Source organism: Pseudomonas sp. LAMO17WK12:I5 (genome assembly GCF_900215165.1).
Classification (GTDB): Bacteria; Pseudomonadota; Gammaproteobacteria; order Pseudomonadales; family Pseudomonadaceae; genus Aquipseudomonas; species Aquipseudomonas putida_A.
On record NZ_OBDS01000004.1, the window covers coordinates 175488 to 201690 of the forward strand.

A 26203-nucleotide genomic window follows, 5' to 3' on the forward strand; every position below is an offset into this window, starting at 1 on the left:
TCACGGTAATAAACTTCAAAAACGCCCGGTGCCTGACTATGGTGAAGGCTGTCTTCGGATCGCCAACAAGAGAACAACATGAGCCAGACATCCTTCGATATTCAGCAAGCTGCCGTGATCGGCGCGGGCACCATGGGCCGCGGTATTGTCATGTGCCTGGCCAATGCCGGCATCGCCGTGCAGTGGGTCGATAACAATCCACAGATGCTCGAACAGGCGCTGGGCACCGTGGCGCAGACTTATGCACACAACGTGCGCCAGGGCCGGATCGATCAGGTCGAAGCGGATGCACGTCTTGCCCGGATCAGCGCGGCGGCGGATTACCCGGCAATCCGTAATGTCGATCTGGTGATCGAAGCGGTGTACGAAAACCTCGCGCTCAAGCAGAAGATCTTTCGCGAACTGGATGGCCTGCTCAAGCCTGAGGCGTTGTTGGCGAGCAACACCTCGGCACTGGATATTGATGCGATTGCCGCTGCAACAAAACGTCCATCGCAAGTGCTCGGCCTGCATTTCTTCAGCCCCGCGCACATCATGAAACTGCTGGAAATTGTACGTGGCGCGCAGACGTCGCCAGCCGCACTGGAAGCGGCGCTGGTGCTGGGAAAACGCATGGGCAAGGTCAGTGTGGTGTCGGGCAACTGCCACGGTTTTATCGGCAATCGCATGTTGCATCCGTATGTACTGGAGGCGCGCAAGATGCTGCTCGAGGGCGCTTATCCACAGCAGGTCGATACGGTTTTGCAGGGCTTCGGTTTCGCCATGGGACCGTTCCGCATGTATGACGTCGTGGGCATCGATCTGGAATGGCGCGCGCGCGAATTGGCCGGCAAGGGGCAGGATGCGCCGGAGGTTCAGGTGGATAATCGCTTGTGCGAGATGGGCCGCTTCGGGCAGAAATCCGGCAACGGTTACTACCACTACGAGCCGGGCAGTCGTCAGGCAGAGCATGATCCCGAGGTCGATGCGCTGATATTGAGCGTCAGCGAAGGCCTCGGCTTTCAGCGCCGGGAGATTGGGTCCGAGGAAATCCTCGAGCGGTGTCTTCTGGCGCTGGTCAACGAGGGCGCGAAAATTCTGCAGGAAGGCATTGCCGAATCGGCGCATGACATCGATCAGGTGTACCTCAATGGCTACGGCTTCCCGGCGGACAGAGGCGGCCCGATGGCCTGGGCGGACGATCAGGGGCTGGCGGACATTCACAAGCGCTTGCTGGCGCTGGAGACGCGACAGGGCGATCAATGGCGGCCGGCCCGACTGATTGGCGAGCTGGCGGCGCGAGGCAAAGGTTTTTACCTTTAGACTGGACAGATAACTCAAGGAGTCGATACCGATGTCCAGCACCATGGCGCAACGCGCCGATTACCCGCATTTCCAGCCGATCACCACCCGCTGGCACGACAACGATGCTTATGGCCACATCAACAACGTCACCTACTACAGCTTTTTCGATACTGCCGTGAACACTTACCTGATTCAGGTCGGTGGCCTGGATATCCACGACGGCGAGGTAGTAGGTTTTGTCGTGAGTTCATCTTGCGATTATTTCGCCTCGATCGCTTTCCCGGACCTGATCGAGATCGGTCTGCGGGTCGGCAAGCTGGGTAACAGTTCGGTGCAATATGAACTGGCGGTGTTCAAGGTCGGTGAAAGCGAGGCGTGTGCGGCGGGGCGTTTTGTCCATGTATTCGTGGACCGGACGAGCAATCAGCCGGTGCCGATTCCAGGCAGATTGCGTGACGCGCTGGAGCGTCTGGTGGTTTGAACCAGAGCAAAAAAAATCGCAGCCCTTGGACTGCGATTTTTGCTTTCGCGCTTAACGCAACGGATTAGTCGCGATAGTAGCGGTGATGCTTGCGGTGGCCATAAGCGTGGCCACGGCCAGGGTGACGGTCGCGATAGTAGCGACGGTCGTCACGGCCGCGATCGTAATGACGACCCTCGTCATTGCTCTGGTTACCCATGTAGTTGCCCAGCGCGCCACCGGCTCCGCCACCTGCTGCGGCACCGATCAGGCTGCCGGTGGTGCCGCCCATGCTGCGGCCAACCACGTTACCGCCGGCTGCGCCCAACGCACCGCCAATGGCCGCTTCGCCACGGCTGTGTTTGTTGGCGCCGACCGCGCTACCACCCGCGCCGCCCAGAGCTGCGCCAATGGTTGAACCTGTGCTGCCGCCTAAAGACTGACCGACGACCGAGCCAAGAACCCCGCCCAATGCGCCGCCCACACCTGCTTCGGTGGTGCCTCCGGCAGAAGCGAAGCCACTGACCAGGCCAAGGGACAACAAGAGAATCGAGGAGAACTTCATAGAGGAGCCTCAAAGGGATGACGGCGCCGATCCTGAGGCTGTGTAACAAGGCTGACAATCGAAATCCGACGAATAACACGACTTGTATACAATTATGCAAGTTGCTGTTTTGTATGCGGAACTTAAGCGATTTTCGCCGGTCTTTAGCTACTTCGGACAGGCCGCTTTTGTGAAAAAGCGGCCTTTTTTGTGGGCGTTGGAAGGGTGCAAGGTACGAAGAGTTTTGTTGAATGTGCCACCGCTTTCGCGAGCAAGCCCGCTCCCACATTTGAAATGCATTCCAAAGTGGGAGCGGGCTTGCTCGCGAAGGGGTCAGTCCAGGCAACGCTTTACGCAGATTTGGCCATGATCAACCCAGTCTCACTCGCCGCCTCCAGCCGGATAGCAATGAACTTCGATGTCGGCGTATGGCTGCCATCCCCGGTGCTTTCCAGCGGCACCAGCGGATTCACTTCCGGGTAGTAAGCCGCTGCCTGACCCGCCGGAATATCAAACGCCAGCAAGGTAAAGCCCTTCACCCGACGCTCACGGCCATCGTCCCAGATCGACACGATGTCGGCCTTCTGCCCCGGGCGGAAGCCCAGACGAATGATGTCGGCCTCGTTGGCGAACAGCACATCGCGCTGACCCTTGACCCCACGATAGCGGTCGTCGAGGCCATAGATCGTGGTGTTGTACTGGTCGTGGGAGCGCATCGATTGCAGGATCAGATCCGGCAGTTGCCCGGTGGCGCGGGTACGCTCGTGCACCAGATCCTTGGGCAGCATGTTCGCGCGGAAATTGGCCCGGCCCGACGGGGTGTTCCACTTGCGTGCACCGGCACTGTTGCCGAGGTAGAAACCGCCCGGGTTCTTGACCTTCTCGTTGAAGTCCTTGAAGCCCGGAATGGTATCGGCGATCAGGTCGCGGATGCGCCGGTAATCGGCCACCAGCCAGTTCCAGTCCACCGGTTTGCTGCCCAGCGTGGCGGCGGCGATGCCGGCGATGATCGCCGGTTCCGAGCGCATCTGGTTCGACAGCGGCTGCAACTGGCCGTTGGACGCGTGAACCATGCTGAACGAGTCTTCCACGGTGACCGCTTGCGGGCCTTCGGCCTGGATATCGATGTCGGTTCGACCCAGGCACGGCAGGATCAGTGCGTCCTTACCATGGGCCAGATGGCTGCGGTTGAGCTTGGTGCTGATCTGCACAGTCAGGTCGCAATTGCTCAGCGCCGCGAAGGTACGCGGGCTGTCCGGTGTGGCCTGGGCGAAGTTGCCGCCCAGACCGATGAAGACCTTGGCGCGGCCCTCGGCCATCGCGTGGATCGCTTCGACCACGTTGTGCCCGTTGTCACGCGGCACCTTGAACTGGAAACGCCGCTCAAGAGAATCGAGGAACGCCACTGGCGGACGCTCGTTGATACCCATGGTGCGGTCGCCCTGCACGTTGCTGTGACCGCGCACTGGACACAGGCCGGCGCCGGGTTTGCCGACGTTGCCGCGCAGCAACATCAGGTTGGCGATTTCCTGGATGGTCGGCACCGAATGGCGATGCTGAGTGATACCCATCGCCCAGCACATGATGACGTTCTTGCCTTTGGCGTACATGCGCGCCGCTTGCTCGATCTCCACCAGAGACAGGCCGGACTGCGCGACGATCTGCTCCCACGGCGTGTCATCGACCACGCCCAGATACTCCAACACGTTGGTGCTGTGGGCATTGAGGAAGTCGTGATCGAACACCGCAGGTTCACCGGCCTTCTGCGCATCGCGTTCCCACTGCAAGAGGAACTTGGCCATGCCGCGCAGCACCGCCATGTCGCCGCCCAGTGCCGGACGGAAGTACGCGGTGTTGGTCGGCTTGTCGCCGTTGGTGAGCATTTCGATCGGGTGCTGCGGGTGTTGGAAGCGTTCCAGGCCACGTTCTTTCAGCGGGTTGATGCACACTACTTGCGCGCCGCGCTTCACCGCTTCACGCAGGGGTTCGAGCATCCGGGGATGGTTGGTGCCGGGGTTCTGGCCCCAGACGAAAATCGCGTCGGCGTGTTCGAAGTCGTCGAAAGTCACGGTGCCTTTGCCGACGCCAACGCTCTGCGCCAACGCCACACCGCTGGCCTCGTGGCACATGTTCGAGCAGTCCGGGAAGTTGTTGGTGCCGTAGGCGCGCACGAACAGCTGATACAGGTACGCCGCTTCGTTGCTGGCACGGCCCGAAGTGTAGAACTCGGCCTGGTCCGGGCTCGACAGCGCTTGCAGGTGTTTGCCGATCATTGCAAAGGCATCGTCCCAGGCGATGGGTTTGTAGCGGTCGGTCTCGGCGTCGTAGACCATCGGCTCGGTCAGGCGGCCCTGGTATTCAAGCCAGTAGTCGCTCTGCTCCAGCAACGACGTGACGCTGTGTTTGGCGAAGAACTTGCCGTCCACCCGACGCTTGGTCGCTTCCCAGTTCACCGCTTTGGCGCCGTTCTCGCAGAACTTGACCATGCCGCTCTCCGGCGAATCGCCCCAGGCGCAGCCCGGGCAGTCGAAGCCGCCATTCTGGTTGGTCTTGAGCATCATTCGCAGGTTTTTCAACGCGTTGTCGCTGGTCAACCAGGCCTGGGCCACACTGATCAGGGCACCCCAGCCGCCGGCTGCACCTTTGTAAGGTTTGTAGCGCGGGACAGGTTTCTGGTCGGCTTGATGATGTTGGCTCACGCTTGATTCTCCATCGCTGGGCTGTAGACCCGCGGCGCATTCTTCTGCGGCAGGTGGATGAGATTGAGGTTGTGGCGACGGGCCCATTGCACGGCAAGGCCCGTGGGCGCGGACAGGCTGACCAGAGTCTGGATGCCGGCGCGTAAAACTTTCTGGATCAATTCGAGACTGCAACGGCTGGTGACAATCGCCAGGCCGCCTTCTGTGGAAATCTTCTGGCGGATCAGCCCGCCAATCAGTTTGTCGAGGGCGTTGTGCCGGCCGATGTCTTCACGGCCCAGCAGCAATTCACCGCTGGCGTTCATGAACACCGCTGCGTGTACCGCGCCGCAGTGCTGACCGAGCGGTTGGAACGCGCCGATGCGCTGGCGCAGGCCGTCGAGCCAGGCAGCGGGCGGCAACGGTGCGCCGGGCAACACTTTGAGGTCAGGCAAGGCCTGTTCCACCGCCTCGACGCCGCACAGCCCGCAACCGCTAGTGCCGGCCAGTTGTCGGCGCTGTTGCTTGAGGTTCCAGAACGCGCGGTTGGCGATGGTCACCTGCGCGTATTGCGCCGAGCCCGCGCCGGTCAGTTGCAGGTCATAAATGTCGCTGGCGTCTTCGATTATGCCGCTGCCAAGGCTGAAACCGACGATGAAGTCTTCCAGATCGCTCGGCGTCACCAGCATCACCGCCTGACTGATGCCGTTGTAGGCAATCGCCAACGCGACTTCCTCGGCAAGCGCGGTGCTGGCCGATTCCACAAGGGGCAGATCGCTGTAGCTGTAGGTCTGGCTGGCGGCGGGCGCGGGTGTTTCGATTGCAGGCGCCGCGCAAGTTGGGCGCTTGGCGTTCATGGCATCACCGACGGATTGATCAACGCTAAGACTAGGCGCGGCAACTTGTCGCGTCTAATCGGTACTGTCGATCTATTGATAGATGGCGTCGATCAAGCGGCTGCCGGGTCATTGGTCGGCCCGGAACCGGGTTGGTCTGGTGTGGTCTAGGCTTGGACGTCTGGAATCCCAATCAAGGAGTGTGCGCTATGAGTCTGTTGAGCTTTGTGAAAGAGGCCGGTGAAAAGCTGATCGACCTGCTGACCCCAGGTAATGCCAATGCCAGCGAACAGTTGAAGGAACATATCAGCAAGGTCGGGTTGGGCAACCCGAATGTTCAGGCAACCGTGGACGGTGACAAGGTGACGGTCACCGGTGAAGTTGCAAGTCAGGAGGAGAAGGAAAAAATTCTGCTGGCGGTGGGTAACATCGAAGGCGTGGGCAGTGTTGATGATCAGATCACCGTGACCGGGCCGGTTGTGGCTGCCGCACGTTTTGTCGTGGTGAAAAAAGGCGACACCCTCAGTGCGATTTCCCTCGCGGTGTATGGCAACGCCAATCAGTACAACAAGATCTTTGAGGCCAACAAACCAATGCTCAAGGATGTAAACAAAATCTACCCGGGCCAGACCCTGCGTATCCCGGAATAACTCACAACTCCTGTAGGAGCTGCCGAAGGCTGCGATCTGTTGATCTTGCTTCTTAAAATCAAAGATCGCAGCCTTCGGCAGCTCCTACAGGAAATCAGAGACCCCGCATCAAATCGCGGTAGTCTTCAACCGCCGCAAACTCAGCCGTGTCCTTCGGCCCCTTGCGGCTATCCGGCTCTTTCACCGCCAACAAATGCGTCACACCAAATTCCCGCGCACTACGCAGAATCGGCAACGTATCGTCGATGAACAGACTGCGTGCCGGATCAAAATCGATATCCGCCTGCAAGGCATCCCAGAACTGCGGACTCTCTTTGGGGAAACCGTAATCGTGCGAGCTGATCAGCCGTTCGAAATACGGCGCCAGTTCGATCCGCTCCAGTTTCAGTGAGAGCGAATCGCGGTGGGCGTTGGTGATCATGATCACCCGTTTGCCGGCTTTTTTGATCGCCTGCAGAAAGGTGTCGGCATCCGGGCGCAGCGCGATCAGGTGCGCGGTTTCCAGTTTCAGCTCGCGCACCGAGAGCTTCAGTTCGGCACTCCAGAAATCCAGGCAGTACCACTGCAGTTGCCCGGCATGGCGCTCGAACAGCGGCTGCAACTCCATGTCGGCCATGGCCCGGCTCACCCCGTGCAGTTCGGCGTAGCGTTGCGGCAGGTGTTCCAGCCAGAAATGGTTGTCGAAGTGCAGATCCAGCAACGTACCGTCCATGTCCAGCAGGACGGTATCGATGTCAGACCACGGTAAAGAAGGCATGGCAACGTCTCGAGCGGTAGAAAGATATCCGACACAAACAATCGGGAAAGCCGCGTTATAGTAGCGCGTTCACGCCAAGGAGCTTTGCATGCGCCAGAAACCCACTGTACTCGCCCGCGAGATTGTCGCCACCAGTCGTCTGTTTTGCGTCGAAGAACTGAAGCTGCGTTTTTCCAATGGCGTGGAGCGCACCTACGAGCGTCTGGTCGGCAAAGGCGCGGGTTATGGCGCGGTGATGATTGTGGCGATGTTCGACAGCGAACACGCGGTGCTGGTCGAGGAATACTGCGGCGGCACCGACGAATACGAACTGTCCCTACCCAAAGGCTTGATCGAGCCGGGTGAAGATGTGTTGGCAGCGGCCGAGCGCGAACTCAAGGAGGAGGCCGGTTTCGGCGCGCGCCAGCTGGAACATCTGACCGAGTTGTCGCTGTCGCCCGGTTACATGAGCCAGAAGATCCAGGTGGTGTTGGCCACCGATTTGTACGAGGAGCGTCTGGAGGGCGACGAGCCGGAGCCGATGCGCGTCGACAAGGTCAACCTGCGTGAACTGGCGGCGCTGGCGCAAAACCCGCAGTTTACCGAAGGCCGTGCCCTGGCGGCGCTGTATCTGGCGCGTGATCTGCTGACGCAGCGCGGGTTCTTTCAGTCATGAGTGAGATGTCGATGAAGTTTTCCCATCCGTTGATGGCGCCGGTGGTTGAGCTGGCGTTGCAGGCTGGCGAGGCGATTCTGCCGTTCTGGCGCTCTGGCGTGGAGGTCACCGCCAAGTCCGATGATTCACCGGTGACCGCAGCGGACATGGCCGCGCACCATGTCATCGTCGCCGGGCTGACCGCGCTGGACTCCAGTATTCCGATTCTGTCCGAGGAAGACGCCAACATTCCGCAGAGCGTGCGCGCCGGGTGGCAGCGCTGGTGGCTGGTGGATCCGCTGGATGGCACCAAGGAGTTCATCAGCGGCAGTGAAGAATTTACCGTGAACATCGCCCTGATCGAAAACGGGCGGGTGGTGTTTGGCGTGGTGACGATGCCGACCAATGGCCGGTTCTATGTCGGCGGAGCCGGTCTCGGCGCGTGGCGTGGGGACAAAGGTGGTTCGCCGGTGGCGATTGAGGTGCGTGAGGTGCTTGCGCCCGGTGAAGCGTTCACCGTGGTGGCGAGCCGTCGACACTCCAGTCCGGAGCAGGAACGTCTGCTCGCCGGTTTGAGCGCCAGTCTGGGCGAGTTGCAACTGGCAAACATCGGCAGTTCGTTGAAGTTTTGTCTGCTTGCCGAAGGAGCGGCGGATTGCTACCCAAGACTGGCGCCGACGTCGCAATGGGACACCGCTGCGGCGCAGGGCGTGCTCGAAGGTGCTGGCGGCGAAGTGTTGGATCTGCAGGGCGAAGCGTTCTGTTATCCGGCGCGGGAATCACTGCTCAATGAGTTCTTTCTGGCGTTGCCGGCGAAGGCGGCGTGGCGTTCAAGACTGTTGGAGCTGGCTCGCTCCTGAGTCCTGCACATCGCATTGTAGTGAGGGGATTTATCCCCGATGGGCCGCGTAGCGGCCCCACTCTACGTACGACATGAATTGCGACTGCTGCGCAGTCGATCGGGGATAAATCCCCTCGCCACAAATGATCGCTGCATCACGAAGACTCAGCGGTGCAGAACGTATTGCCCGCTGAACGTCACTGCATCCTCATCACTCCCGCCATTGACGATCCGCGTATTGAGCGTCAACCGTGCGCGCCCATAACGCTGATACATCGCCAGAAACTTCTTCCAGACCGCCGCTTCCGGTGGCGGACAAATCGCTGTGGCATCACCGGTCACGGGCAGCGGATAGCTGATCTGTCCTTCCTGAATCACGATGTGCCCGTCTTCGATGCCTTCTTCTTTCAGGCGCAGATGCAGCCAGCCCCAACCCGCCAGCACCGCGCCGCAGTAGAGACTGCCGCCGAACATGGTGCTTTTGTGATTGACGTTCGGCTCCAGCGGCAAGTGCAGGCTCAACTGCTGCTCGTGCCAGGCGAGGACCTTGAGGCCCATCTCGCGGGTCAGGGGAATGTCGTGATGCAGCACCGATTCCAGATAGTGACTGTCGCGGCTCATTCGGCTTCGTCTCCATGGGCGTTACTGTCGGCGAAATTCAAGCCGTGCTTGCGCAGTTTGTCGTGCAGGGTCTTGCGCGGAATACCCAGGGCTTCGGCGAGGCTGCGCACCGAACTGTGCGAGCGCGCCAGCTCGGCGGCAATCAACGACTTCTCGAAGTTTTCCACTTGCTCGCTCAGGCCACCACTGATGACTTCCACGCTGGTGCCGCCGCCTTCGTTTCCACTGTTATCCAGCGCCAGTTCCAGACCGAGGGCGAAGCGCTCGGCAGCGTTCTGCAGTTCGCGCACATTGCCCGGCCAGGTGTGGCGCAACAGCAAGGCGCGTTGGGCCGGCTGCAGTTCATGCGGTGGCAAGCCATGTCGGGCGCTGGCTTCGTCGGCGTAATGCTGGAACAGCACCAGCGCATCTTCGCCGCGTTCGCGCAGTGGCGGAATGCGCAGCGGTGCAACGTTCAATCGATAGTACAAGTCGGCGCGAAAACGCCCTTGATCGGCAGCCTGACGCAGGTCTTCCTTGGTCGCGGCGATGACGCGGATGTCCAGCGGGATCAACTGATTGCCGCCCAGACGTTCGACCACGCGCTCTTGCAGCATGCGCAGCAGTTTTACCTGCACGTCCATGCTCATGCTTTCGATTTCATCGAGGAACAGCGTGCCGCCGTTGGCGAATTCGAACTTGCCGATCCGGCGTTTCTGCGCGCCGGTGAACGCGCCCGGCTCATGCCCGAACAGCTCGCTTTCGACCACCGATTCGGCCAGTGCCCCGGCGTTGATCGCCACGAACGGGCCGTTGCGCCGGCTCGACAAATCGTGCAGCGCACGGGCCACGACCTCTTTACCGGCGCCGGTTTCACCGAGGATCAGCACGTCGGCCTTGGTCGCCGCCAGCGCGCCGATCTGCTCGCGCAGGCGCAACATTGGCGCCGAGTGGCCGACCAGGCGTGCGCTCAGTTCGTTGCGATCGCTCAGGGCCAGGCGCAGGCTGCGGTTGTCCAGCACCAGCCGGCGCAGGGCCAGGGCGCGGCGCACGCTGTCGAGCAGGGCATCGCTGGCGAACGGCTTTTCCAGAAAGTCATAGGCGCCGGCACGCATCGCCTGCACCGCCAGCGGCACATCGCCGTGGCCGGTGATCAGCAGCACCGGCAGCTCCGGATCCTGAGCGTGCAATTCGCTTAATAGCTCCAGGCCGTCCATGCCCGGCATGCGGATGTCGCTGACCACCACCCCGGGCCAGTCACGCTCCAGTTGCCCGGCCAGACCTTTGGCTTCGGACAGCGGAAGGATTTTCAGTCCGGCCAGGTCCAGGGTCTGGCCGAGGGCCTGACGCAGGTGCGGATCGTCATCGATCAACACCACCTGAATGCGATTGTCGATGGTCATGCACTTCGATCCTCGGACGGTTGCAGGCTGACCCCGGGCGCACCGGCGCGCAGCCGCAGGGTGATCAAGGCGCCACCTTGCTTGTGGTTGGCGAACGACAGTTCACCGCCGAAGGCGCGCATCAGGGTTTCACAGATGGCCAGCCCCAGGCCAAGGCCCTGAGTGCGGGTCTTGGTGGTGTAGAAGGGCTCGCTGGCGCGGCCGAGGGCTTCCATGCAAAAGCCCGGGCCGTTGTCGCGAATGTACAGATTGACGCCCTCGGCCGTGGATTCGGCACTCAGCCACAGTTTGCGCGGCGGGCCTTTTTCGGTCAGCGCATCGAGGGCGTTGGCCAGCAGATTGCCGAGCACCTGACGCAAACGGGTTTCCCCGGCCTCGACCCACAGCGTGGCGGCGGGCAGGTCGCGGATCAGTTCGACTTCCATGCTGCGGCGCCGTTTGGCCAGCAATGCCAGCGCATCGTCCAGCGCCGGTTGCAGGGCCACGCTTTCCGGGGCATGGCGGTCGCGGCGGGCGAAGGCACGCAGGTGGGCGATGATCGAGGCCATGCGCCCGGTCAGCTCGCTGATCAGTTTGAGGTTGCCGCGAGCATCGTCGGTGCGTTGATGATCGAGCAGTACTTCGGCGTTTTCCGCATAGCTGCGGATCGCCGCCAGCGGCTGGTTGAGCTCGTGGCTGATACTCGCCGACATCGTGCCCAGCGCCGAGAGTTTGCCGGCCTGGACCAGATCGTCCTGAGCGCGCACCAGTTCCTGCTGGGCCTGTTCGCGCTCCAGCACTTCCTGCTTGAGTCGGCGGTTGAGGCCTTCCAGATCGCTGGTCCGCTCGGCCACCCGACCTTCCAGTTCACGACGGGCCTTGGCTTCAAAGGCGATGCGTTCCAGATAATGCCGACGGCGCTGCATCATCAGCCCCAGCAACAGCATCACCACCAACAGCGTGGCGCCGCCGATCGCCACCACGGTGCGCACCGGACGGTCGATCAGCGTGCGCGGAGCGAGGATACTGACGCTCCAGCCGGTTTCGGCGATATCGACGGTTTGGGTCAGCCAGGCGCTGTCGCTGAGGTTCAGCGGACGTGGCTCGCGGGTCGGATAAGGCAGGATGGCGGTGATTGCCGAGCGCTCGGTGTCGCTCAAGATACGGGTCGAGCGAAAGCGCCACTCCGGGCGCGAGGTGAGAATCACCACGCCGTTGTGGTCGGTCACCAACAGTTGTTCCGGGGTTTTGCCCCACAGGCTTTCGGTGTGATCGAGGTCGACTTTGATCACCAGCACGCCGATGATTTTTTCGCCGTTGCGCACCGCCGCGGCGAAGAAATAACCGCGTTTGGCCGACGTGGTGCCGAGGCCGAAAAAGCGTCCGAGACGCCCAGCCATGGCTTCGCTGAAATACGGACGGAAAGCGAAATTGCGCCCGACAAAGCTGTCATGTTTGTCCCAGTTCGACGCCGCCAGGGTCTGGCCGCTGGTGTCCATCAGGTACATGACTTCGGCGCCAGTTTGTGCGGCAATGTTTTTCAGCAGGCGGTTGGCATTGCCCTGGGTGACGCCGTCGTCCGGCGCCCCGAGCACGGCGCGCAGGGCCGGCAGGTCGCCGAGAATCTGCGGCAACACTTCATAACGGTGCAGGGTGCCCAGCAGGTTGGCGACGTAGAGGTCGAGGGTCTGGCGGTTTTGTCCGGCCAGTTCACTGCGGTAATAGCGCTCGGCCAGATGCTCCAGCGGCCACAGCAGCGGCGCCAGGCACAGCGCCAGCAGGGCGAGGCTGCGCCAGCGGGGTCTGCGGGGAAGGGTAGGTTTCATGAGCCGGATGCGCCTGAGTGAACAGGCGCATTATGCCTAGGCTCAGGCGAAGACGTCAGCGTCCTTGAGCAAGGCGCCGACCTGATCCTTGGCCGACAGCTTCGGCACTTCGTCCAGTTGCCAGTCGATGCCCAGAGCCGGGTCGTCCCAGCGAATGCTGCGTTCGGACGATGGATCGTAGTAGTTGGTGGTCTTGTAGAGGAATTCGGCGAACTCGCTCAGCACCACGAAACCATGGGCAAAGCCTTCCGGAACCCACAGTTGACGGTGGTTTTCAGCCGACAGTCGCACGGCAACCCACTTGCCGAAGTGCGGCGAGCTGCGACGGATGTCCACGGCTACATCGAGCACTTCACCGGCGGTCACCCGAACCAGTTTGCCCTGGGTATTTTGCAGCTGGTAATGCAGGCCGCGCAGCACGCCTTTCTGCGAGCGCGAATGGTTGTCCTGAACGAATTGAGTGTCCAGACCGGTTGCATCCTGGAACGCCTTGGCATTGAAACTCTCGTAGAAGAAGCCGCGCTCGTCACCAAATACCTTGGGTTCGATGATCAGAACACCGGGCAGATCGGTGGTGATTACATTCATGAGGTTTTTCCAGATAGGGGTGAATGGCCGACATTCTTGCGCAAAGTGCCGGCGGATGCGAGCGCTTGAATATCTCCGGTCGGGGGTTGCGCATCCACTGCAGCAATGGCGATATAGGCACCTGATAAAATCTCAGGGGTCGTCCCATGCCGCTCGCCACGTTGATTCATCGCGCCAGTTTGCCCAGCCCGCAGGTTTCTGAAGCGCAGGCACGGCAGTGGTTGGCCGAGCATTACGGGCTCAGCGGCACGCTACAGGCGCTGGGCAGTCAGCAGGACCTGAATTATCGGGTCGACAGTGAGCGTGGGCGCTTTGTCCTGAAAATCTGCCGCGGCGATTATGCACTTGTGGAGTTGCAGGCTCAGCATGCAGGCCTCAAGTACCTTGCCGAGCACTCGTCGGTGCACGTGCCCAAAGTGATCCCGGCCAGTAACGGCGAGGATCTGTTGTCGCTGGAAGCCGACGGCGAGCCGGTGCACGTGCGGTTGCTGGACTACATCGAAGGTCAGCCGCTGACTCATCTTGAGCATTTGGGCCATGACGTGGTGGCCGGATTCGGTCGGTTGTGTGGCGAGATGGACCTGGCCCTGGCCGGCTTCGATCACCCGGGCCTTCAGCGCACGCTGCAATGGGACGCGCGCCACGCCAGTGCGCTGATCAGCCATCTGCTGCCGGTGATTCAGGATGAGCGCCAGCGCGCCTTGATCGCGCAAGCCGCCGAACAGGCCGAACGTCACTTGCAGCCGTTGCAGGACAAGCTGCCGGTGCAGGCGATCCACATGGACATCACCGACGATAACGCCGTCTGGCAACGCGATGCCAAGCGTCATTGGCAATTGCAAGGCGTGATCGACTTCGGTGATCTGGTCCGCACCTGGCGTATCACCGATCTGTCGGTGACGTGCGCGGCGCTGCTGCACCATGCCGGCGGTGATCCGTTTGTGATTCTGCCGGCGGTGCAGGCCTATCACGCGGTCAATCCGCTGCAACATGAAGAGCTGTTGGCGTTGTGGCCGTTGATCGTGGCGCGGGCGGCGGTGCTGGTGCTCAGTGGCGAGCAACAGGTCAGCATCGACCCGGGTAATACCTATAGCCGCGACAACCTTGGCCACGAATGGGAAATTTTCCACGTGGCCACTTCTGTACCCCTGGCGCTGATGGAAGCGGCGATCCTCACGTCAGTCGGCCAGCGTCTGCCGACGGTCGGCAGCGAGGGTTTTGCGCCACTGTTGCCAGAGCTGGTCGGGCGCGAATTTGCGCTGATCGACCTTGGCGTCCTGAGTCCGCATTTCGAGGCGGGCAACTGGGAGCAGGAGGGTATCGATCAACGACTGCTCACTGAAGCCGCGGCCGCGCATGGCCTGGCGGCCAGTCGTTACGGGCAATATCGCTTGTCGCAGACGCGAGTAGACAGTGCCGTCGAACCGGAGACGTTCCCGCTGCACGTTGAGTTGCGCGTGCCGCAGGGCTCGGCGGTGGAAGCGCCGTTTGCCGGTGTGCTGCATCACGCGGCGGATGGTGTGTTGCAACTCGACGGACCGCAGCTCAGCGTGCGGCTGAGGGGCGTGAACGCCTCGCTGCACAGCGGCGCGGCGCTGGTCAAAGGTCAGGTGCTGGGTGCGGTCAGAGGCCCGTTGATTGTGCAGGTGAGCCGCGTTGCATCGCTGGATGCGCCGTTGTTCTGCAGCCCTTCGCGCGCTGCGGCGTGGCAGGCGTTGTGCCCGTCGCCGGCAGCACTGCTGGGGCTGTCCTGCGATGCCGAGCCGGAGCTGGACGCCAAAACCTTGCTCGAACGACGCGACGCCAGTTTCGCCCGCACGCAAAAACATTATTACGTCGACCCGCCGCGCATCGAGCGTGGCTGGCGCAATCACCTGATCGACATGCAGGGCCGTTCCTATCTCGACATGCTCAACAACGTTGCAGTGCTCGGCCATGGTCATCCGCGCATGGCTCAGGTGGCGGCGCGACAGTGGTCGCTGCTCAACACCAACTCGCGCTTCAACTATGCAGCCGTGGCGCAGTTCTCCGAACGCTTGCTGAAGCTGGCGCCGGAAGGCATGGATCGGGTGTTTCTGGTCAACAGTGGCAGCGAGGCCAACGACCTGGCGATCCGTCTGGCGTGGGCCTACGGCGGCGGGCGCGACATGCTCAGCGTGCTGGAGGCTTATCACGGCTGGACGGTCGGGGCCGATGCGGTGTCGACCTCGGTTGCCGACAACCCGCGCGCGCTGGAAAGCCGCCCGGACTGGGTGCACCCGGTGACCGCGCCGAATACCTACCGTGGCGAGTTTCGCGGCCTCGATTCGGCGCCGGACTATGTGCGCAGCGTCGAAGCGCAACTGGCGCATATCGCCGCGCAGGAGCGCCAATTGGCCGGTTTCATCTGTGAACCGGTGTACGGCAACGCCGGCGGGATTTCCCTGCCGCCCGGTTATCTGAAGCAGGTTTACGCATTGGTGCGGGCCCAGGGCGGGGTGTGCATCGCCGACGAAGTCCAGGTCGGTTACGGGCGCATGGGTCACTTTTTCTGGGGCTTCGAAGAGCAAGGCGTGGTGCCGGACATCATCACCATGGCCAAGGGCATGGGCAACGGCCAGCCGCTGGGCGCCGTCATTACGCGTCGGGAAATCGCCGAAGCGCTGGAGGCCGAAGGCTATTTCTTCTCGTCGGCCGGCGGCAGTCCGGTGAGCTGCCAGATCGGCATGGCGGTGCTGGATGTGATGGAAGAAGAAAAGCTCTGGGAAAACGCCCAGGTGGTTGGCGGGCATTTCAAGACGCGGCTGGAGGCGTTGATCGATAAACACCCGCTGGTGGGCGCGGTGCATGGTTCCGGGTTCTATCTGGGGGTAGAGCTGATCCGCAACCGCGAGACGCTGGAGCCGGCCACCGAGGAGACCACGTTGTTGTGCGATCGCCTGCGCGAGCTGGGGATCTTCATGCAACCGACCGGGGATGACCTGAACATTCTCAAGATCAAACCGCCGATGGTCACCTCGCGCCGCAGCGTCGACTTCTTTGTCGACATGCTGGATCGCGTGCTCGAAGAAGGTCTGTAAACGCTGCTTTTGTGGGAGCGGGCTTGCTCGCGAATACGGTTCTTCATTCAAAGTTGATATCGACGGATGTGCCGCCTTCGCGAGCAAGCCCGCTCCCACATGGGTTCAGTGCTAATTCGATTTGTATCGGTATTTAACTGTTTTTTTTAGACGAGCGTCATTTTAAAGCATTTAAAATACGATATTTATCGGTTATAAAGTCGCCATTGCTTTGCAACCCTTCGACGGTTCCCAGGAGTCCTGATCCGATGACCACTTTGAAAAGTACCCCGCGTGACGATGGCTTCTACATGCCGGCCGAGTGGGCGCCGCAGACCCAGACCTGGATGATCTGGCCAGAGCGCCCGGACAACTGGCGCCTGGGTGGCAAGCCGGCGCAGGCCGCGCATGTTGGAGTGGCCAAGGCCATCGCCCGTTTCGAACCGGTTACCGTTGCCGTGTCGGCCGGCCAGTACGAGAACGCACGCGCACGTCTCGACGTGCCGAATATCCGCGTGGTCGAGATGTCCAGCGATGATGCCTGGGTACGTGATACCGGCCCGACGTTCGTCATCAACAACAGCGGCGAAGTGCGCGGTGTGAACTGGGACTTCAACTCATGGGGTGGTTTTGAAGGCGGTCTGTATTCGCCGTGGAACCGTGATTCGCAGGTCGGTGGCAAGATTCTCGAAATCGAGCGCAGCCCGCGTTATCGCACCGAAGGTTTTGTGCTTGAAGGCGGTTCGATTCACGTCGACGGCGAAGGCACGCTGATCACTACTGAAGAGTGCCTGCTCAATCACAACCGCAACCCGCACCTGGGCCGCGAAGAGATCGAAGCGGTGCTGCGCGACAATCTGTCTGTGGATAAGATCATCTGGCTGCCGGATGGTCTGTTCAACGACGAAACCGACGGTCATGTGGATAACTTCTGCTGCTACGTGCGCCCGGGCGAAGTGCTGCTGGCGTGGACCGACGATCCGCAGGATCCGAACTACCCGCGCTGCCAGGCGGCGATGAACGTGCTGCAAAGCAGCACCGACGCCAAGGGGCGCCCGTTCACGGTGCACAAGATGCCGATTCCGGGGCCGCTGTACGCGACCGAAGAGGAGTGCGCCGGTGTCGATCCGGTCGACGGTACGCAGGAGCGCAACCCTTCCGTGCGCCTGGCCGGTTCCTACGTGAACTTCCTGATCGTCAACGGTGGCATCATCGCGCCGAGCTTCGACGATCCGATGGACGCGCCTGCGCGGGAAATCCTGCAGAAGCTGTTCCCGCAACACGAAGTGGTGATGGTGCCGGGCCGTGAACTGTTACTGGGCGGCGGCAATATCCACTGCCTTACCCAACAACAGCCAGCCCCGCACAAAGAGTGAGTTGAGACGTAACAGCTTGAGTTGATTCATAAATCGGCCAGGCAAAGATTAGCTTGCTACACATTCAAACAAGCCCGCGGCCCTGTTGGACCGCGGGCTTGTTTGTATCCGCCTGTCGACAAATCGGAAACCTTGGCATAGCTCTTGTATCGGACAAAGTGCACTAGGGAGAGGGGGGAACTTCAACAGTTCTGTCATATACCTTGGATAACGTAGCCGCTCACGAACGGGGAGAGAGCGCTGAAATGAACGCCGAAGTGAACGTAGTCAGCGAGCGGACTTTGCATCCCATGGCCGTCAACGGCGAATCGCTCCAGATTGTCGCGCACTTTTTGAAGTCCAATGGAACGCGTCAGATCAGGGAACCTGATCCGCGCCGGATGATGATCGAGCGCTACCCTGCTGGCCTGTTCAGCGAGGCCGAACTGGAAGCGTTATGGGCTGTGATGGAAGGATAAGAAAAACAACAGGGATTGGTAAAAGCGCTGCCGGGATGGCGGCGCTTTTTTATGCACGACACAAAAACCATTGCGAACATTGAACCTGTGGGAGGGGGCTTGCTCCCGAATGCAATCAGTCAGTGACGATGGTGTTGCCTGACACGACGCCTTCGGGAGCAAGCCCCCTCCCACAGGATTTGTGTGAAATCAGAAGCTGTAAGTACCGGTCATCACCACGCTGCGCGGTGCGCCTGGCTGGATCTGATATTGGCTGGTGGCCGAGGCGTAATACTCGCGGTCGGTGATGTTGTTCAGTGCCGCGCGCAAGTCCCAGTCCTTGAAACGGTAGCCGACCAGCGCATCCCAGCGGCCGTAGCCCGGCAGCACGGTGGTGTTGGCGTTGTCGGCATAACGCTGGCCGACCAGGGTCAGACCGGTTTCGCCGTACCAGCCCATCTCCGGTTTCCAGGTCAGGAACAGGCTGCCGTTGTGTTTGGCCACGTTGTTGACGCGTTTGCCTTCCAGGCCGTTGTTGTCCTTCTCGATGGTGGTGTCCTGCACGCCGACGCCACCGCGCATGTACCAGTTGCCGACCAGTTTGCCGGTGGCGGTCAGCTCCACACCCCGTGAGCGCTGAAGACCGGTCATGACGGTCAGGGTCGGATCGTTCGGGTCGCTGGTGCGGCGGTTGTAGAGTTCCAGGTCGTAGACCGCCAGCGTGGTGCTCAAGCGATCATCCAGCCAGTCGCTTTTCACGCCGATTTCTTTCTGTTTGGTCAGCTCCGGACTCAAGTCGTTGCTATTGCCGGCAGCCCCCGGGGTGATGCCGATCAGGCCGCCGCCAACGGGCGAGAAGGTCTTCGACCACGAGGCATAGAACGAATGATCCTGCAGTGGCGTCCAGACAATCCCGAAGCGCGGGCTGGTGCTGTGGCTGTCACGATCCTCAGTGAGGTTCTTGAGCTGGTTGGTCGACTCGATATCGAACGTGTCGTAGCGCAAGCCGGCCAGAAGTTGCCATTGATCGTTCAGACGCAACTGATCCTGCACGTAGACCGCGCGGCTTTCGACTTCGGTGTGGCTGTCGCTGAACACCTGCATGCTGCCGGTGTGACGGAGCTCGCGGTTGGGGTTGAACAGGTCGAGCGATGGCACCGGTTGTGCGCCTGGGGTCTTGCCAGTCGCGGCGTTGTACAACTTCGGATCGCGGCGCTGGCTGCCGATCTCGACGCCGGTCAACAGGCGATGCTCAAGGCCAAAGGTATCGAAACCACCTTCCAGTTCGAGGTTGTTGTAGACGTTGCGGGTGGTCAGATCCTGCTGCCAGTGCTGGCGCGCGACCTTGTTGGTTTTCGGATCGAAGCTGGTCAGGTAGGTGTTGTCGAAATCGCTGTCGAGCTTGAATACCCCCAAGGTCTGGCGCAGCTGCCAGTTGTCGTTGATCTCGTAGGTGAGTTTCGAACGCAGGGACTGCGCCTTGTCGTCGATGAAATCGTGATCGTTGCCGTAAGTGGTCTCGCGACTGACGTCCGTCGGGCGGCCATTCACACCGGGAATACCGCGATCCGGGGTGCGGTTGTAGCGGCTGTATTCGTATTGCACCAGCCAGTTCAAGTCTGGGGTCAGTTGCCAGCTCATCGACGGCGCGAACAGCTGGCGGTTGCCGCTGACGCCGTCGCGGAAGCTGTTTTCATCCATGTTGCCCATGTTCAGGCGCAGGCTGATGTTTTCGCTGTGGTCGGTGCTGAGGTCGGCGTACAGGCTGCGCAGATCGTCGCTGCCGCCCTGGGCCTCGATGGTCGAACGACGACCGAACTCGGGCAGCTTGCTCACGCGGTTGACGATCCCGCCCTGGCTGCCACGGCCGTAAAGTACCGCCGCCGGACCTTTGAGCACTTCGACCCGCTCGATGTTGTGCAGGTCACGCTTGTACTGGCTGTCGTCGCGGATGCCGTCCAGATAGAAGTCGTTGCTGGCGTCGAAGCCGCGGATACGCAGACTGTCGAAGCGCGTGTCGGCGCTGCTGCTGACGTTGGGAATCCCGCTCAGGGCATCACCGATGTCATTGGTGCCGTAGTCGGCGACGTTCGCGGTCTTGATCGAGTCGATGGCCTGCGGCACGTAACGCACCGGGGTGGAGGTGCGAGTCGCGGTGTTGCTGATCTTGACGCGCGGGTCCTCGGCTTGTTCTTCGGCGCTGATCGCGGTGGCGGGCAGTGCGGTGGCGGAGTAAGCAAAACCGCTGGACAGAAAGGCAGACAATCCAAGGGTGACAGGCGTGAGGCGGAACGGGGCAGGCATGGAAAAGCGCATCCGAAAGGGTGAGAAAATTCAAACGCGCAAATGGTAATGCTTTGCATTTGCTCCCGTAATTTATTCCTGAGAAGTTCCCCTGTCAGATTGTTTCAATTTATGTCGATTTCGATACATCCTGACCGGTCGATCCATTCGACCGATTCTCGAAACAGTCTGAGAGCCATTCCGGCGTTTTTCCCCAACACGCGTAGGAATAGTCTGCCGGCATCGAATATTTCTACTTTGTTGCCGGAGTTCTCCCATGATCCTTCACTACATTTACGATCCATTGTGCGGCTGGTGCTACGGCGCCAAACCGCTGGTGCAAGCGGCGCAGCAAGTGTTGCCGGTCGTTGTCCATGCGGGCGGAATGATGAGCGGTGCGAATCGCCAGCAAGTTTCGCCGCAATTGCGCGATTACGTCATGCCCCACGATCGGCGCATTGCCGAATACACCGGACAACCCTTTGGCGAAGCGTATTTCGAGGGTCTGCTGCGTGATCACTCGGCGGTTTTCGATTCGACGCCGCCGATTGCGGCGGTGATGGCGGCAGAGTCCATCGACGGTCGCGGTTTGCAGATGCTCGGACGTTTGCAGACGGCGCATTACGTGGAAGGACGGCGGATTGCCGATGAATCCGTACTTTTCGAACTCGCCCGTGAGTTGGGCTACACCCGTGACATCTTCGCGGCTGCGTTTAAGTCCGCTGATACGACAGCGCATGTAAAGGCCAGCCGCGCACTCTTGGCGCAACTGGGTGGCCAAGGTTTTCCGACATTGGCGCTGGAGCAGGACGGGCAGTTCACCTTGATCGACATCAGCCCATGGCTTGGCAATCCTCAGGCTTTCGCCGACTGGTTGGGGCAAGCGGTGGTCGCGGTTGAGCCGGGGCAATCCGCCGCGCAATGCGGTCTCGACGGTTGCGCGTAATCGCACTGGATTCACTGGTTGAGCGCATTTCCGAGCAATGCGCTATCGCAAAATCTACGATTCTTAGACGATTTTTACCTATTTAAAGACGATTCTTGAAATTGACACATTATTGAGGGCGCGGCTACGATTCGGCCCAACGCCTGTGGCCAACCGCCATGACTCAAAAATAATAAAAGGGCCCGACACGGTTTTGCCGTGGGCGGGTCTTTTTGTTTCGGGGTGAAAAAAGAGTGCAATAGCGCCGTTTCAGCCGTTCGACACAGCGCGTTTCAACCCGTAATAAGGAAAACAAAATGTTGAACAAGCGAATCAGTCTGATCGCACTGGGGATGTTGAGTGCCACTTCGGCAATGGCTGACGGCCAGGCCGAATCCAAGGGTTTTGTTGAAGACAGCAGCCTGAAAGTGCTGCTGCGCAATGCCTACATCAATCGTGATTACAAAGACGGCAACCCGGACAAAGCCGAGTGGGGCCAGGCGGCCATCGGTACGTTCTCTTCCGGCTTCACCCAAGGCACCGTTGGTGTGGGTGTCGATGCTTTCGGTCTTTACGCACTGCGTCTGGATGGCGGCAAGGGCCGCAGCGGCGCCGGTGGTATCGACTTCTTCAAACAGGGTGACAGCGGCAATGCGGCTGACGACCTGTCCAAGGGTGGCGCTGCGGTCAAATTCCGCGTGTCCAACACCGTGCTGACGTACGGCGACCAGATGCCGGCCCTGCCGGTGCTGAACTACGACAACTCGCGTCTGCTGCCGGAAAGCTACACCGGTACCTTGATCACCTCCAAAGAGATCAAAGGCCTGCAACTGGACGCCGGTCGTTTCACTGCCGAATCGCGTAAAAGCGCTGAAGGCCGTGACAGCGGTGGTCTGAAGTCGATCAACGTGTTGGGCGGTAGCTACCAGTTCACCGAACAGTTCAAGGCGGCGTTGTACGCTTCCGACGTTGAAGACGTCATGAAGAAGCAGTACGTGAACGCCAACTACGTGTTCCCGATCGACAAGGATCAGTCCCTGACCCTGGACTTCAACGGCTATCGCACCAAGCTCGACAAGTCTTATGCCGACATCAAGAACACCGGCGGCCAGGACAACAAGATCTGGAGCCTGGCGGCCACATTCGCCACCGGCCCGCACTCGTTCACCGTGGCGCACCAGCGCAGTACCGGTGACAGCAACCTGGGTTATCCGTACGGCGGTTATCAGAACGATGGTCGTCGTCAGGGCGACGGTGGCAACACCATTTACCTGGCCAACTCGTACTGGTCGGACTTCAACGCTGAAGACGAGCGCAGCTGGCAACTGGGCTACGGCCTGGACTTCGGTGCCTTTGGCGTACCTGGCCTGAGCTACAACTTTGCTTACGTGCGTGGCGACAACATCACCACCGACACCAGCAGTGGTGGCACCGAGCGTGAGATCTTCAACCAGGTCAAATACGTCGTGCAAAGCGGTCCGGCGAAAGACCTTAGCGTGAAACTGCGCAGCTCGATTCTGCGCGTGTCGCAGAAATCCGCCGACTACAACAGCAGCGGCAACGAAGTGCGTGTGTTCGTGGACTACCCGATCAACATCTTCTGATGAACGATCCGGTGTAAGAAACATGAGAAAACCCCGACTGGCTCGGGGTTTTTTTTCGACGTCTTTTTCGCAAAAACCGTAAAAAACCCGTGTTTTTGTCACGTAAAAGTTGTTTTGAAGCGTCTTCAAGTACCGTTTCAAGCAGGGCTTTAAATGCCTGAAATTCTTTCTCATGGACGCAAATTCTCCACCTAATAGATTAGGCCGCTCAACGCAGCGGAGAATTTGGTAATGATCGTTTTGAACAGAGAAGTGGGCGAATCGCTACGGCGCGACAAATATGTCAACGTCCAGGGTGGTGACTTCAATCTCTACGGTCATTTTGCCGACTTCGTCAGACTGACCAAAAGTTGGGAAAACATGGAGCCAGACAGTTACTACGGTCAGGCCGAAGCCGGCATGCGTTACCGTCGTTACAGCGACTTTGAGTACAACCCGAAAACACGTGAATTGAAGCAACTCGAGCATCGCGCCTACGTGCAGTCGAAAGAGAACAACGCCTACGTGGGCGGTGTTGTGCGGCACTTTCAGGACTTCTCTGATGAAGTGATCACTTCGCCGGTAATGCGCAGCCTGATCGACACCGATTTTGAAGTGTACAAAAGCGTGTTGCCGGAAGAATTGCACGATGAGATTTGGCAGTGCCAGATTCATCAGATCCGCATCGAGATCAAACCCGGCAAGCAACTGGAAATCACCCCGGAAGGGATTCACTGCGACGGCTATCCGTTCAGCGGTGTGCACTTCTGGGGGCGCAACAATGTCGAGGGCGCGGAAAGCCGTTTGTACGATGTTCACGAGCATCAACTGGCGTCGACCACCTACAAGGAAATCCTCGACACCACGTACTTCCTTGATCGCGACATGCGCCATTACGTGACTCCGGCGCGCAACACCCACACGCATGCCATGGCGTACCGGCAGATTCTGGCGATTTCCTTCTCGCGGCCCGGGACCGCTTTCGACATTGTTCGCTAATCAGATCACCCCAATCGATGGCGTCGAGTGCTCGACGCCGGTGGTGCTGCGACGCGCCACCGCCAAGGACGCGCAGCGCATGGAGCGCTTCTTCCGGCAGTTCGACGAAGTGTCGTTCTGCGAATGGCAGGACGCCAAATGCCTGCGCGGTGTATTGATCCAGAAGACCACCACGGCCTATCTGGCCTTCGACGTTGAAGGCGAAATCGTCGGTGCGGTGCTCGGCGGCATGCTCGGTAGTCGCGGCACCATCAACCACTTGGCGGTCAGCCCACGCTATCGCAGTCAGGGCGTCGGCCAGCGGTTGGTGGAAGCGGCGTCATCCGACATGAAACGGGTCGGTGTATTACGGATGTTTCTGTTCGTCGACGATGCTAACCTCGCGGGCAAGCGATTCTGGACTGCCCAGGGTTTTTGCGAACCCCACGGCGAGCGGACATTTGAGAGGGATCTATGAATGAAACGTCCGGCAGTGCGCCGCTGATGGCTGCTCATCAGCCATCGCGCACGTTTGCCGAAGCCAGCCCGGTGGTGGCCGGTTACTTCACGGTGTCGTTCGTGTTCGGGCTGATGGCGGTCAACGCCGGGCTGCCGATGTGGCTGCCGGTGGCGATGTGCTTGTTCGTCTACGCCGGCGCTTCGCAATTCGCCGCACTGGCGCTGATCTCCAGCGGCGCTTCGCTGACCACCATCGTGCTGACCACCTTCCTGATCAATGCGCGGCACATGCTGATGTCGGTGTACATGGCCAAGGCCTTGCGCGCATTGGGGCTCAGCCGCATGGAGCGCTGGGCTTACGCCGGTGGTCTGACCGACGAGTCCTTTGCGTTCCATAGCGTCAAGCTGGGCACCGGCGCGCCGGTCAACATTCGTTACCTGATCGGCTTCAACCTGTTCTGCCACACCTCTTGGGTGCTGGGCGGATTGTTGGGCGCTGTCTGCGCGCAATATGCATCGCACCTGATCAAATATCAGCTCGACTACGCACTGACCGCGATGATGCTCTACGTGCTGGTGTCGCTGTGCAACACCCGCAACAAACTCATCGCCGCCGCGGCTGCCGTCGTCTGCATGGGCGCGCTGAGCCTGGTCGGTACTTCGCCGTTCAACGTTTTCATCGCCACGTTCGTGGGCTGCGGAGTGGGTGTATGCCTGACCAAACGTTCCTGATTCTGGTGGTCGCGCTGATGATGGCCGTGACCTTCCTGCCACGCGCGCTGCCGCTGCAAGTCAACACCGAGCACTGGCCGCCGTTCGTTGCGCGGGCGCTGGAATACCTGCCGGTGGCGATCGTCGCTGCGATCAGCCTGACACCCTTGTTGATCAAGGATCAGCACATACAGCTCGATCGCCCGGAATTTTATGCAGCCATTCCGACGTTGTTATGTGCGTATTTCAGCAAAAACCTCTTTCTCAGTGTGGCGGTTGGGACGGCTGCGTACATTGCGCTCGGCTCGTTCATGTAGCGGCAGATCGACCACGTCATTCAGGGCCTGCCCCGACAGGTTCGGGTTGTTCACCGCCAGACGCACTTCGAGGAAATCCTCGAATCCGGGGAAAATCGTCAGGCCGTTCTTTTGCGCGGCCTCACGAGACACCATGCCCACTGCGTCCATCTGCGTGATCAACGACAGCGTCAGAGTTTCACTGCAGGAATAGACCATGCGCTGACCGTTCTCGTGATTGCCCAGTCCGGCGTCGAGAAAACGCAGGAAGCTGTGGGAATACGGACAATCTTCCGCAGGACGCACCTGAAACTTGTTGCCTAGCAACGTCAGTGGATCGTTTTCCTGCCCGCAATGCGCACCGACCACCTGCACCTGCACATCCGGCAAAACAATGCTCGGCAGACCCGGCCGCTGCGGGCCGATCAACACCGCAAGATCAAAGTCTTCATTCTTCAGCTTGCTGAGGTTCTCCATCGACTCGGCGTAGCTGAATTCCATCTGGTAATCGGGAAACACCTCGATCAGGCGTCCGATCATTCGCCGGTTGAAGTCAGACGACAACGTGTTGTTCAACGCAACCTTCAATGTGCGCTGGCCCGGCACCTTGAGCGCCTCGACCTTTTCTTCCATCTGTCGCGTGGCAATCAGCACTTTGTCCATGTAGGGCGTCAGCTCCGTGCCTTGCGGCGTCAGCGTCAGCCCTTTGTTGGAACGTCGAAACAAGCGGAAACCGAACTGCTCTTCGACCTTGTTCAACTGCGCGGCCAGGGCCTGCACAGTCAGGCACGAATGCTCGGCTGCGGCCGACAACGAGCCGGTCTGCACGATGCGCATGAGGTTGCGTAAGGTTCTGCTATCCATGGGTAATGCCCTCTGAAGTGGGCTGGGTATTGTTGTTTACGAGACGGCCGATCCGGCGTCATATGCCGGCTATATTCCAGCACCTGAGCATAGTTGTCGCGGGTTTAGTAGCGAATTGATGTCCCCGCCGATGGCTGGAAGCTGACACAGGATCGGGATTTTTGATGACGTGG

At 60.3% G+C, this 26203-nt stretch carries 24 protein-coding genes; 14 read left to right on the forward strand and 10 right to left on the reverse strand.

All coding sequences use genetic code 11. The features are described 5' to 3' along the window. Positions 1 to 78 precede the first annotated feature (78 nt). Both CRO59_RS08560 and CRO59_RS08565 read left to right on the forward strand, forming a co-directional pair. A complete protein-coding gene (locus CRO59_RS08560) occupies positions 79 to 1302 on the forward strand; it encodes a 3-hydroxyacyl-CoA dehydrogenase (protein ID WP_097086911.1) in 1224 nt (407 codons plus the stop codon). 31 nt (positions 1303 to 1333) lie between these two features. Then, positions 1334 to 1765: a thioesterase family protein gene (locus CRO59_RS08565; protein ID WP_097086913.1), complete on the forward strand. Its 432-nt coding sequence runs from the start codon at positions 1334 to 1336 to the stop codon at positions 1763 to 1765. 64 nt (positions 1766 to 1829) lie between these two features. On the opposite strand, the gene CRO59_RS08570 is transcribed toward CRO59_RS08565, so the two are convergent. The 3 genes from CRO59_RS08570 to fdhD form a co-directional block, all read right to left on the reverse strand. Continuing rightward, entirely contained in the window at positions 1830 to 2309 is a 480-nt protein-coding gene (locus CRO59_RS08570) for a glycine zipper domain-containing protein (RefSeq protein WP_027611218.1), read from the reverse strand. Between the two features lie 329 nt (positions 2310 to 2638). Beyond that, on the reverse strand, positions 2639 to 4987 hold the full coding sequence (locus CRO59_RS08575) for an FdhF/YdeP family oxidoreductase (RefSeq protein ID WP_097086915.1): 2349 nt from the start codon (positions 4985 to 4987) through the stop codon (positions 2639 to 2641). Beyond that, positions 4984 to 5823 (reverse strand): formate dehydrogenase accessory sulfurtransferase FdhD, encoded by an 840-nt coding sequence (gene fdhD, locus CRO59_RS08580; RefSeq protein ID WP_097086916.1) that lies wholly within the window; start codon positions 5821 to 5823, stop codon positions 4984 to 4986. The genes CRO59_RS08575 and fdhD overlap by 4 nt, the downstream gene beginning before the upstream one ends. Positions 5824 to 6011: 188 nt before the next feature. Between fdhD and lysM the strand changes: the two genes are divergently transcribed. Continuing rightward, complete coding sequence (gene lysM / locus CRO59_RS08585; protein WP_027611221.1) at positions 6012 to 6452, forward strand: peptidoglycan-binding protein LysM; 441 nt, start codon at positions 6012 to 6014, stop codon at positions 6450 to 6452. A 94-nt stretch (positions 6453 to 6546) separates the two neighbouring features. Here the strand turns inward: lysM and yrfG are convergent, their stop codons facing one another. Next, positions 6547 to 7209 (reverse strand): GMP/IMP nucleotidase, encoded by a 663-nt coding sequence (yrfG, locus tag CRO59_RS08590; protein ID WP_027611222.1) that lies wholly within the window; start codon positions 7207 to 7209, stop codon positions 6547 to 6549. Between the two features lie 88 nt (positions 7210 to 7297). On the opposite strand from yrfG, the gene nudE reads away from it, so the two are divergent. Both nudE and cysQ read left to right on the forward strand, forming a co-directional pair. Continuing rightward, positions 7298 to 7864 (forward strand): ADP compounds hydrolase NudE, encoded by a 567-nt coding sequence (nudE, locus tag CRO59_RS08595; RefSeq protein ID WP_027611223.1) that lies wholly within the window; start codon positions 7298 to 7300, stop codon positions 7862 to 7864. 5 nt (positions 7865 to 7869) lie between these two features. After that, positions 7870 to 8703, forward strand: coding sequence for a 3'(2'),5'-bisphosphate nucleotidase CysQ (gene cysQ, locus CRO59_RS08600; RefSeq protein ID WP_097086917.1), 834 nt, complete (start codon positions 7870 to 7872; stop codon positions 8701 to 8703). 146 nt (positions 8704 to 8849) lie between these two features. Here cysQ and CRO59_RS08605 read toward each other — a convergent pair whose 3' ends face one another. The 4 genes from CRO59_RS08605 to rfbC are packed head-to-tail and all read right to left on the reverse strand — an operon-like array spanning position 8850 to position 13080. Next, positions 8850 to 9305 carry a YiiD C-terminal domain-containing protein gene (locus CRO59_RS08605; RefSeq protein ID WP_097086918.1) on the reverse strand — a complete coding sequence of 152 codons (456 nt, stop codon included), beginning with the start codon at positions 9303 to 9305 and terminating at the stop codon, positions 8850 to 8852. After that, positions 9302 to 10687 (reverse strand): sigma-54 dependent transcriptional regulator, encoded by a 1386-nt coding sequence (locus CRO59_RS08610; protein WP_097086920.1) that lies wholly within the window; start codon positions 10685 to 10687, stop codon positions 9302 to 9304. Before CRO59_RS08610 ends, CRO59_RS08605 begins: the two co-directional genes overlap by 4 nt. After that, positions 10684 to 12492, reverse strand: coding sequence for an ATP-binding protein (locus CRO59_RS08615; RefSeq protein ID WP_027611227.1), 1809 nt, complete (start codon positions 12490 to 12492; stop codon positions 10684 to 10686). The genes CRO59_RS08610 and CRO59_RS08615 overlap by 4 nt, the downstream gene beginning before the upstream one ends. 42 nt (positions 12493 to 12534) lie before the next feature. Then, positions 12535 to 13080, reverse strand: a complete 546-nt coding sequence (rfbC, locus tag CRO59_RS08620) for a dTDP-4-dehydrorhamnose 3,5-epimerase (RefSeq protein ID WP_097086922.1) — start codon at positions 13078 to 13080, stop codon at positions 12535 to 12537. 146 nt (positions 13081 to 13226) lie between these two features. Here rfbC and CRO59_RS08625 point away from each other — a divergent pair, with 146 nt between their 5' ends. The 3 genes from CRO59_RS08625 (at position 13227) to CRO59_RS08635 (ending at position 17952) form a co-directional block, all read left to right on the forward strand. Further along, positions 13227 to 16139, forward strand: a complete 2913-nt coding sequence (locus CRO59_RS08625) for an aminotransferase (RefSeq protein WP_097086924.1) — start codon at positions 13227 to 13229, stop codon at positions 16137 to 16139. Positions 16140 to 16387: 248 nt separating this feature from the next. After that, positions 16388 to 17494 carry an agmatine deiminase gene (gene aguA / locus CRO59_RS08630; RefSeq protein WP_097086926.1) on the forward strand — a complete coding sequence of 369 codons (1107 nt, stop codon included), beginning with the start codon at positions 16388 to 16390 and terminating at the stop codon, positions 17492 to 17494. 245 nt (positions 17495 to 17739) lie between these two features. Further along, positions 17740 to 17952: a hypothetical protein gene (locus tag CRO59_RS08635; RefSeq protein WP_007961849.1), complete on the forward strand. Its 213-nt coding sequence runs from the start codon at positions 17740 to 17742 to the stop codon at positions 17950 to 17952. Positions 17953 to 18141: 189 nt separating this feature from the next. Here the strand turns inward: CRO59_RS08635 and CRO59_RS08640 are convergent, their stop codons facing one another. Next, complete coding sequence (locus tag CRO59_RS08640) at positions 18142 to 20235, reverse strand: TonB-dependent siderophore receptor (protein ID WP_097086927.1); 2094 nt, start codon at positions 20233 to 20235, stop codon at positions 18142 to 18144. A gap of 256 nt (positions 20236 to 20491) precedes the next feature. On the opposite strand from CRO59_RS08640, the gene CRO59_RS08645 reads away from it, so the two are divergent. From CRO59_RS08645 to CRO59_RS08670, 6 genes are all read left to right on the forward strand, one after another. Then, entirely contained in the window at positions 20492 to 21160 is a 669-nt protein-coding gene (locus tag CRO59_RS08645) for a DsbA family protein (RefSeq protein WP_097086929.1), read from the forward strand. A 296-nt stretch (positions 21161 to 21456) separates the two neighbouring features. Further along, on the forward strand, positions 21457 to 22743 hold the full coding sequence (locus CRO59_RS08650; RefSeq protein WP_027611233.1) for an OprD family porin: 1287 nt from the start codon (positions 21457 to 21459) through the stop codon (positions 22741 to 22743). Between the two features lie 231 nt (positions 22744 to 22974). Next, the gene (locus CRO59_RS08655; protein ID WP_003220699.1) at positions 22975 to 23721 is read left to right on the forward strand and encodes a 2OG-Fe dioxygenase family protein; all 747 of its coding nucleotides are present in this window, start codon (positions 22975 to 22977) and stop codon (positions 23719 to 23721) included. A gap of 79 nt (positions 23722 to 23800) precedes the next feature. Beyond that, positions 23801 to 24178, forward strand: a complete 378-nt coding sequence (locus tag CRO59_RS08660; RefSeq protein ID WP_003220700.1) for a GNAT family N-acetyltransferase — start codon at positions 23801 to 23803, stop codon at positions 24176 to 24178. Beyond that, positions 24175 to 24891, forward strand: coding sequence for an AzlC family ABC transporter permease (locus CRO59_RS08665; protein WP_027611235.1), 717 nt, complete (start codon positions 24175 to 24177; stop codon positions 24889 to 24891). The genes CRO59_RS08660 and CRO59_RS08665 overlap by 4 nt, the downstream gene beginning before the upstream one ends. Beyond that, a complete protein-coding gene (locus tag CRO59_RS08670; RefSeq protein WP_007952614.1) occupies positions 24870 to 25187 on the forward strand; it encodes an AzlD domain-containing protein in 318 nt (105 codons plus the stop codon). Before CRO59_RS08665 ends, CRO59_RS08670 begins: the two co-directional genes overlap by 22 nt. Here CRO59_RS08670 and CRO59_RS08675 read toward each other — a convergent pair. Continuing rightward, positions 25104 to 26030 carry a LysR family transcriptional regulator gene (locus CRO59_RS08675; protein ID WP_007961685.1) on the reverse strand — a complete coding sequence of 309 codons (927 nt, stop codon included), beginning with the start codon at positions 26028 to 26030 and terminating at the stop codon, positions 25104 to 25106. The genes CRO59_RS08670 and CRO59_RS08675 overlap by 84 nt on opposite strands. Positions 26031 to 26203 lie beyond the last annotated feature (173 nt).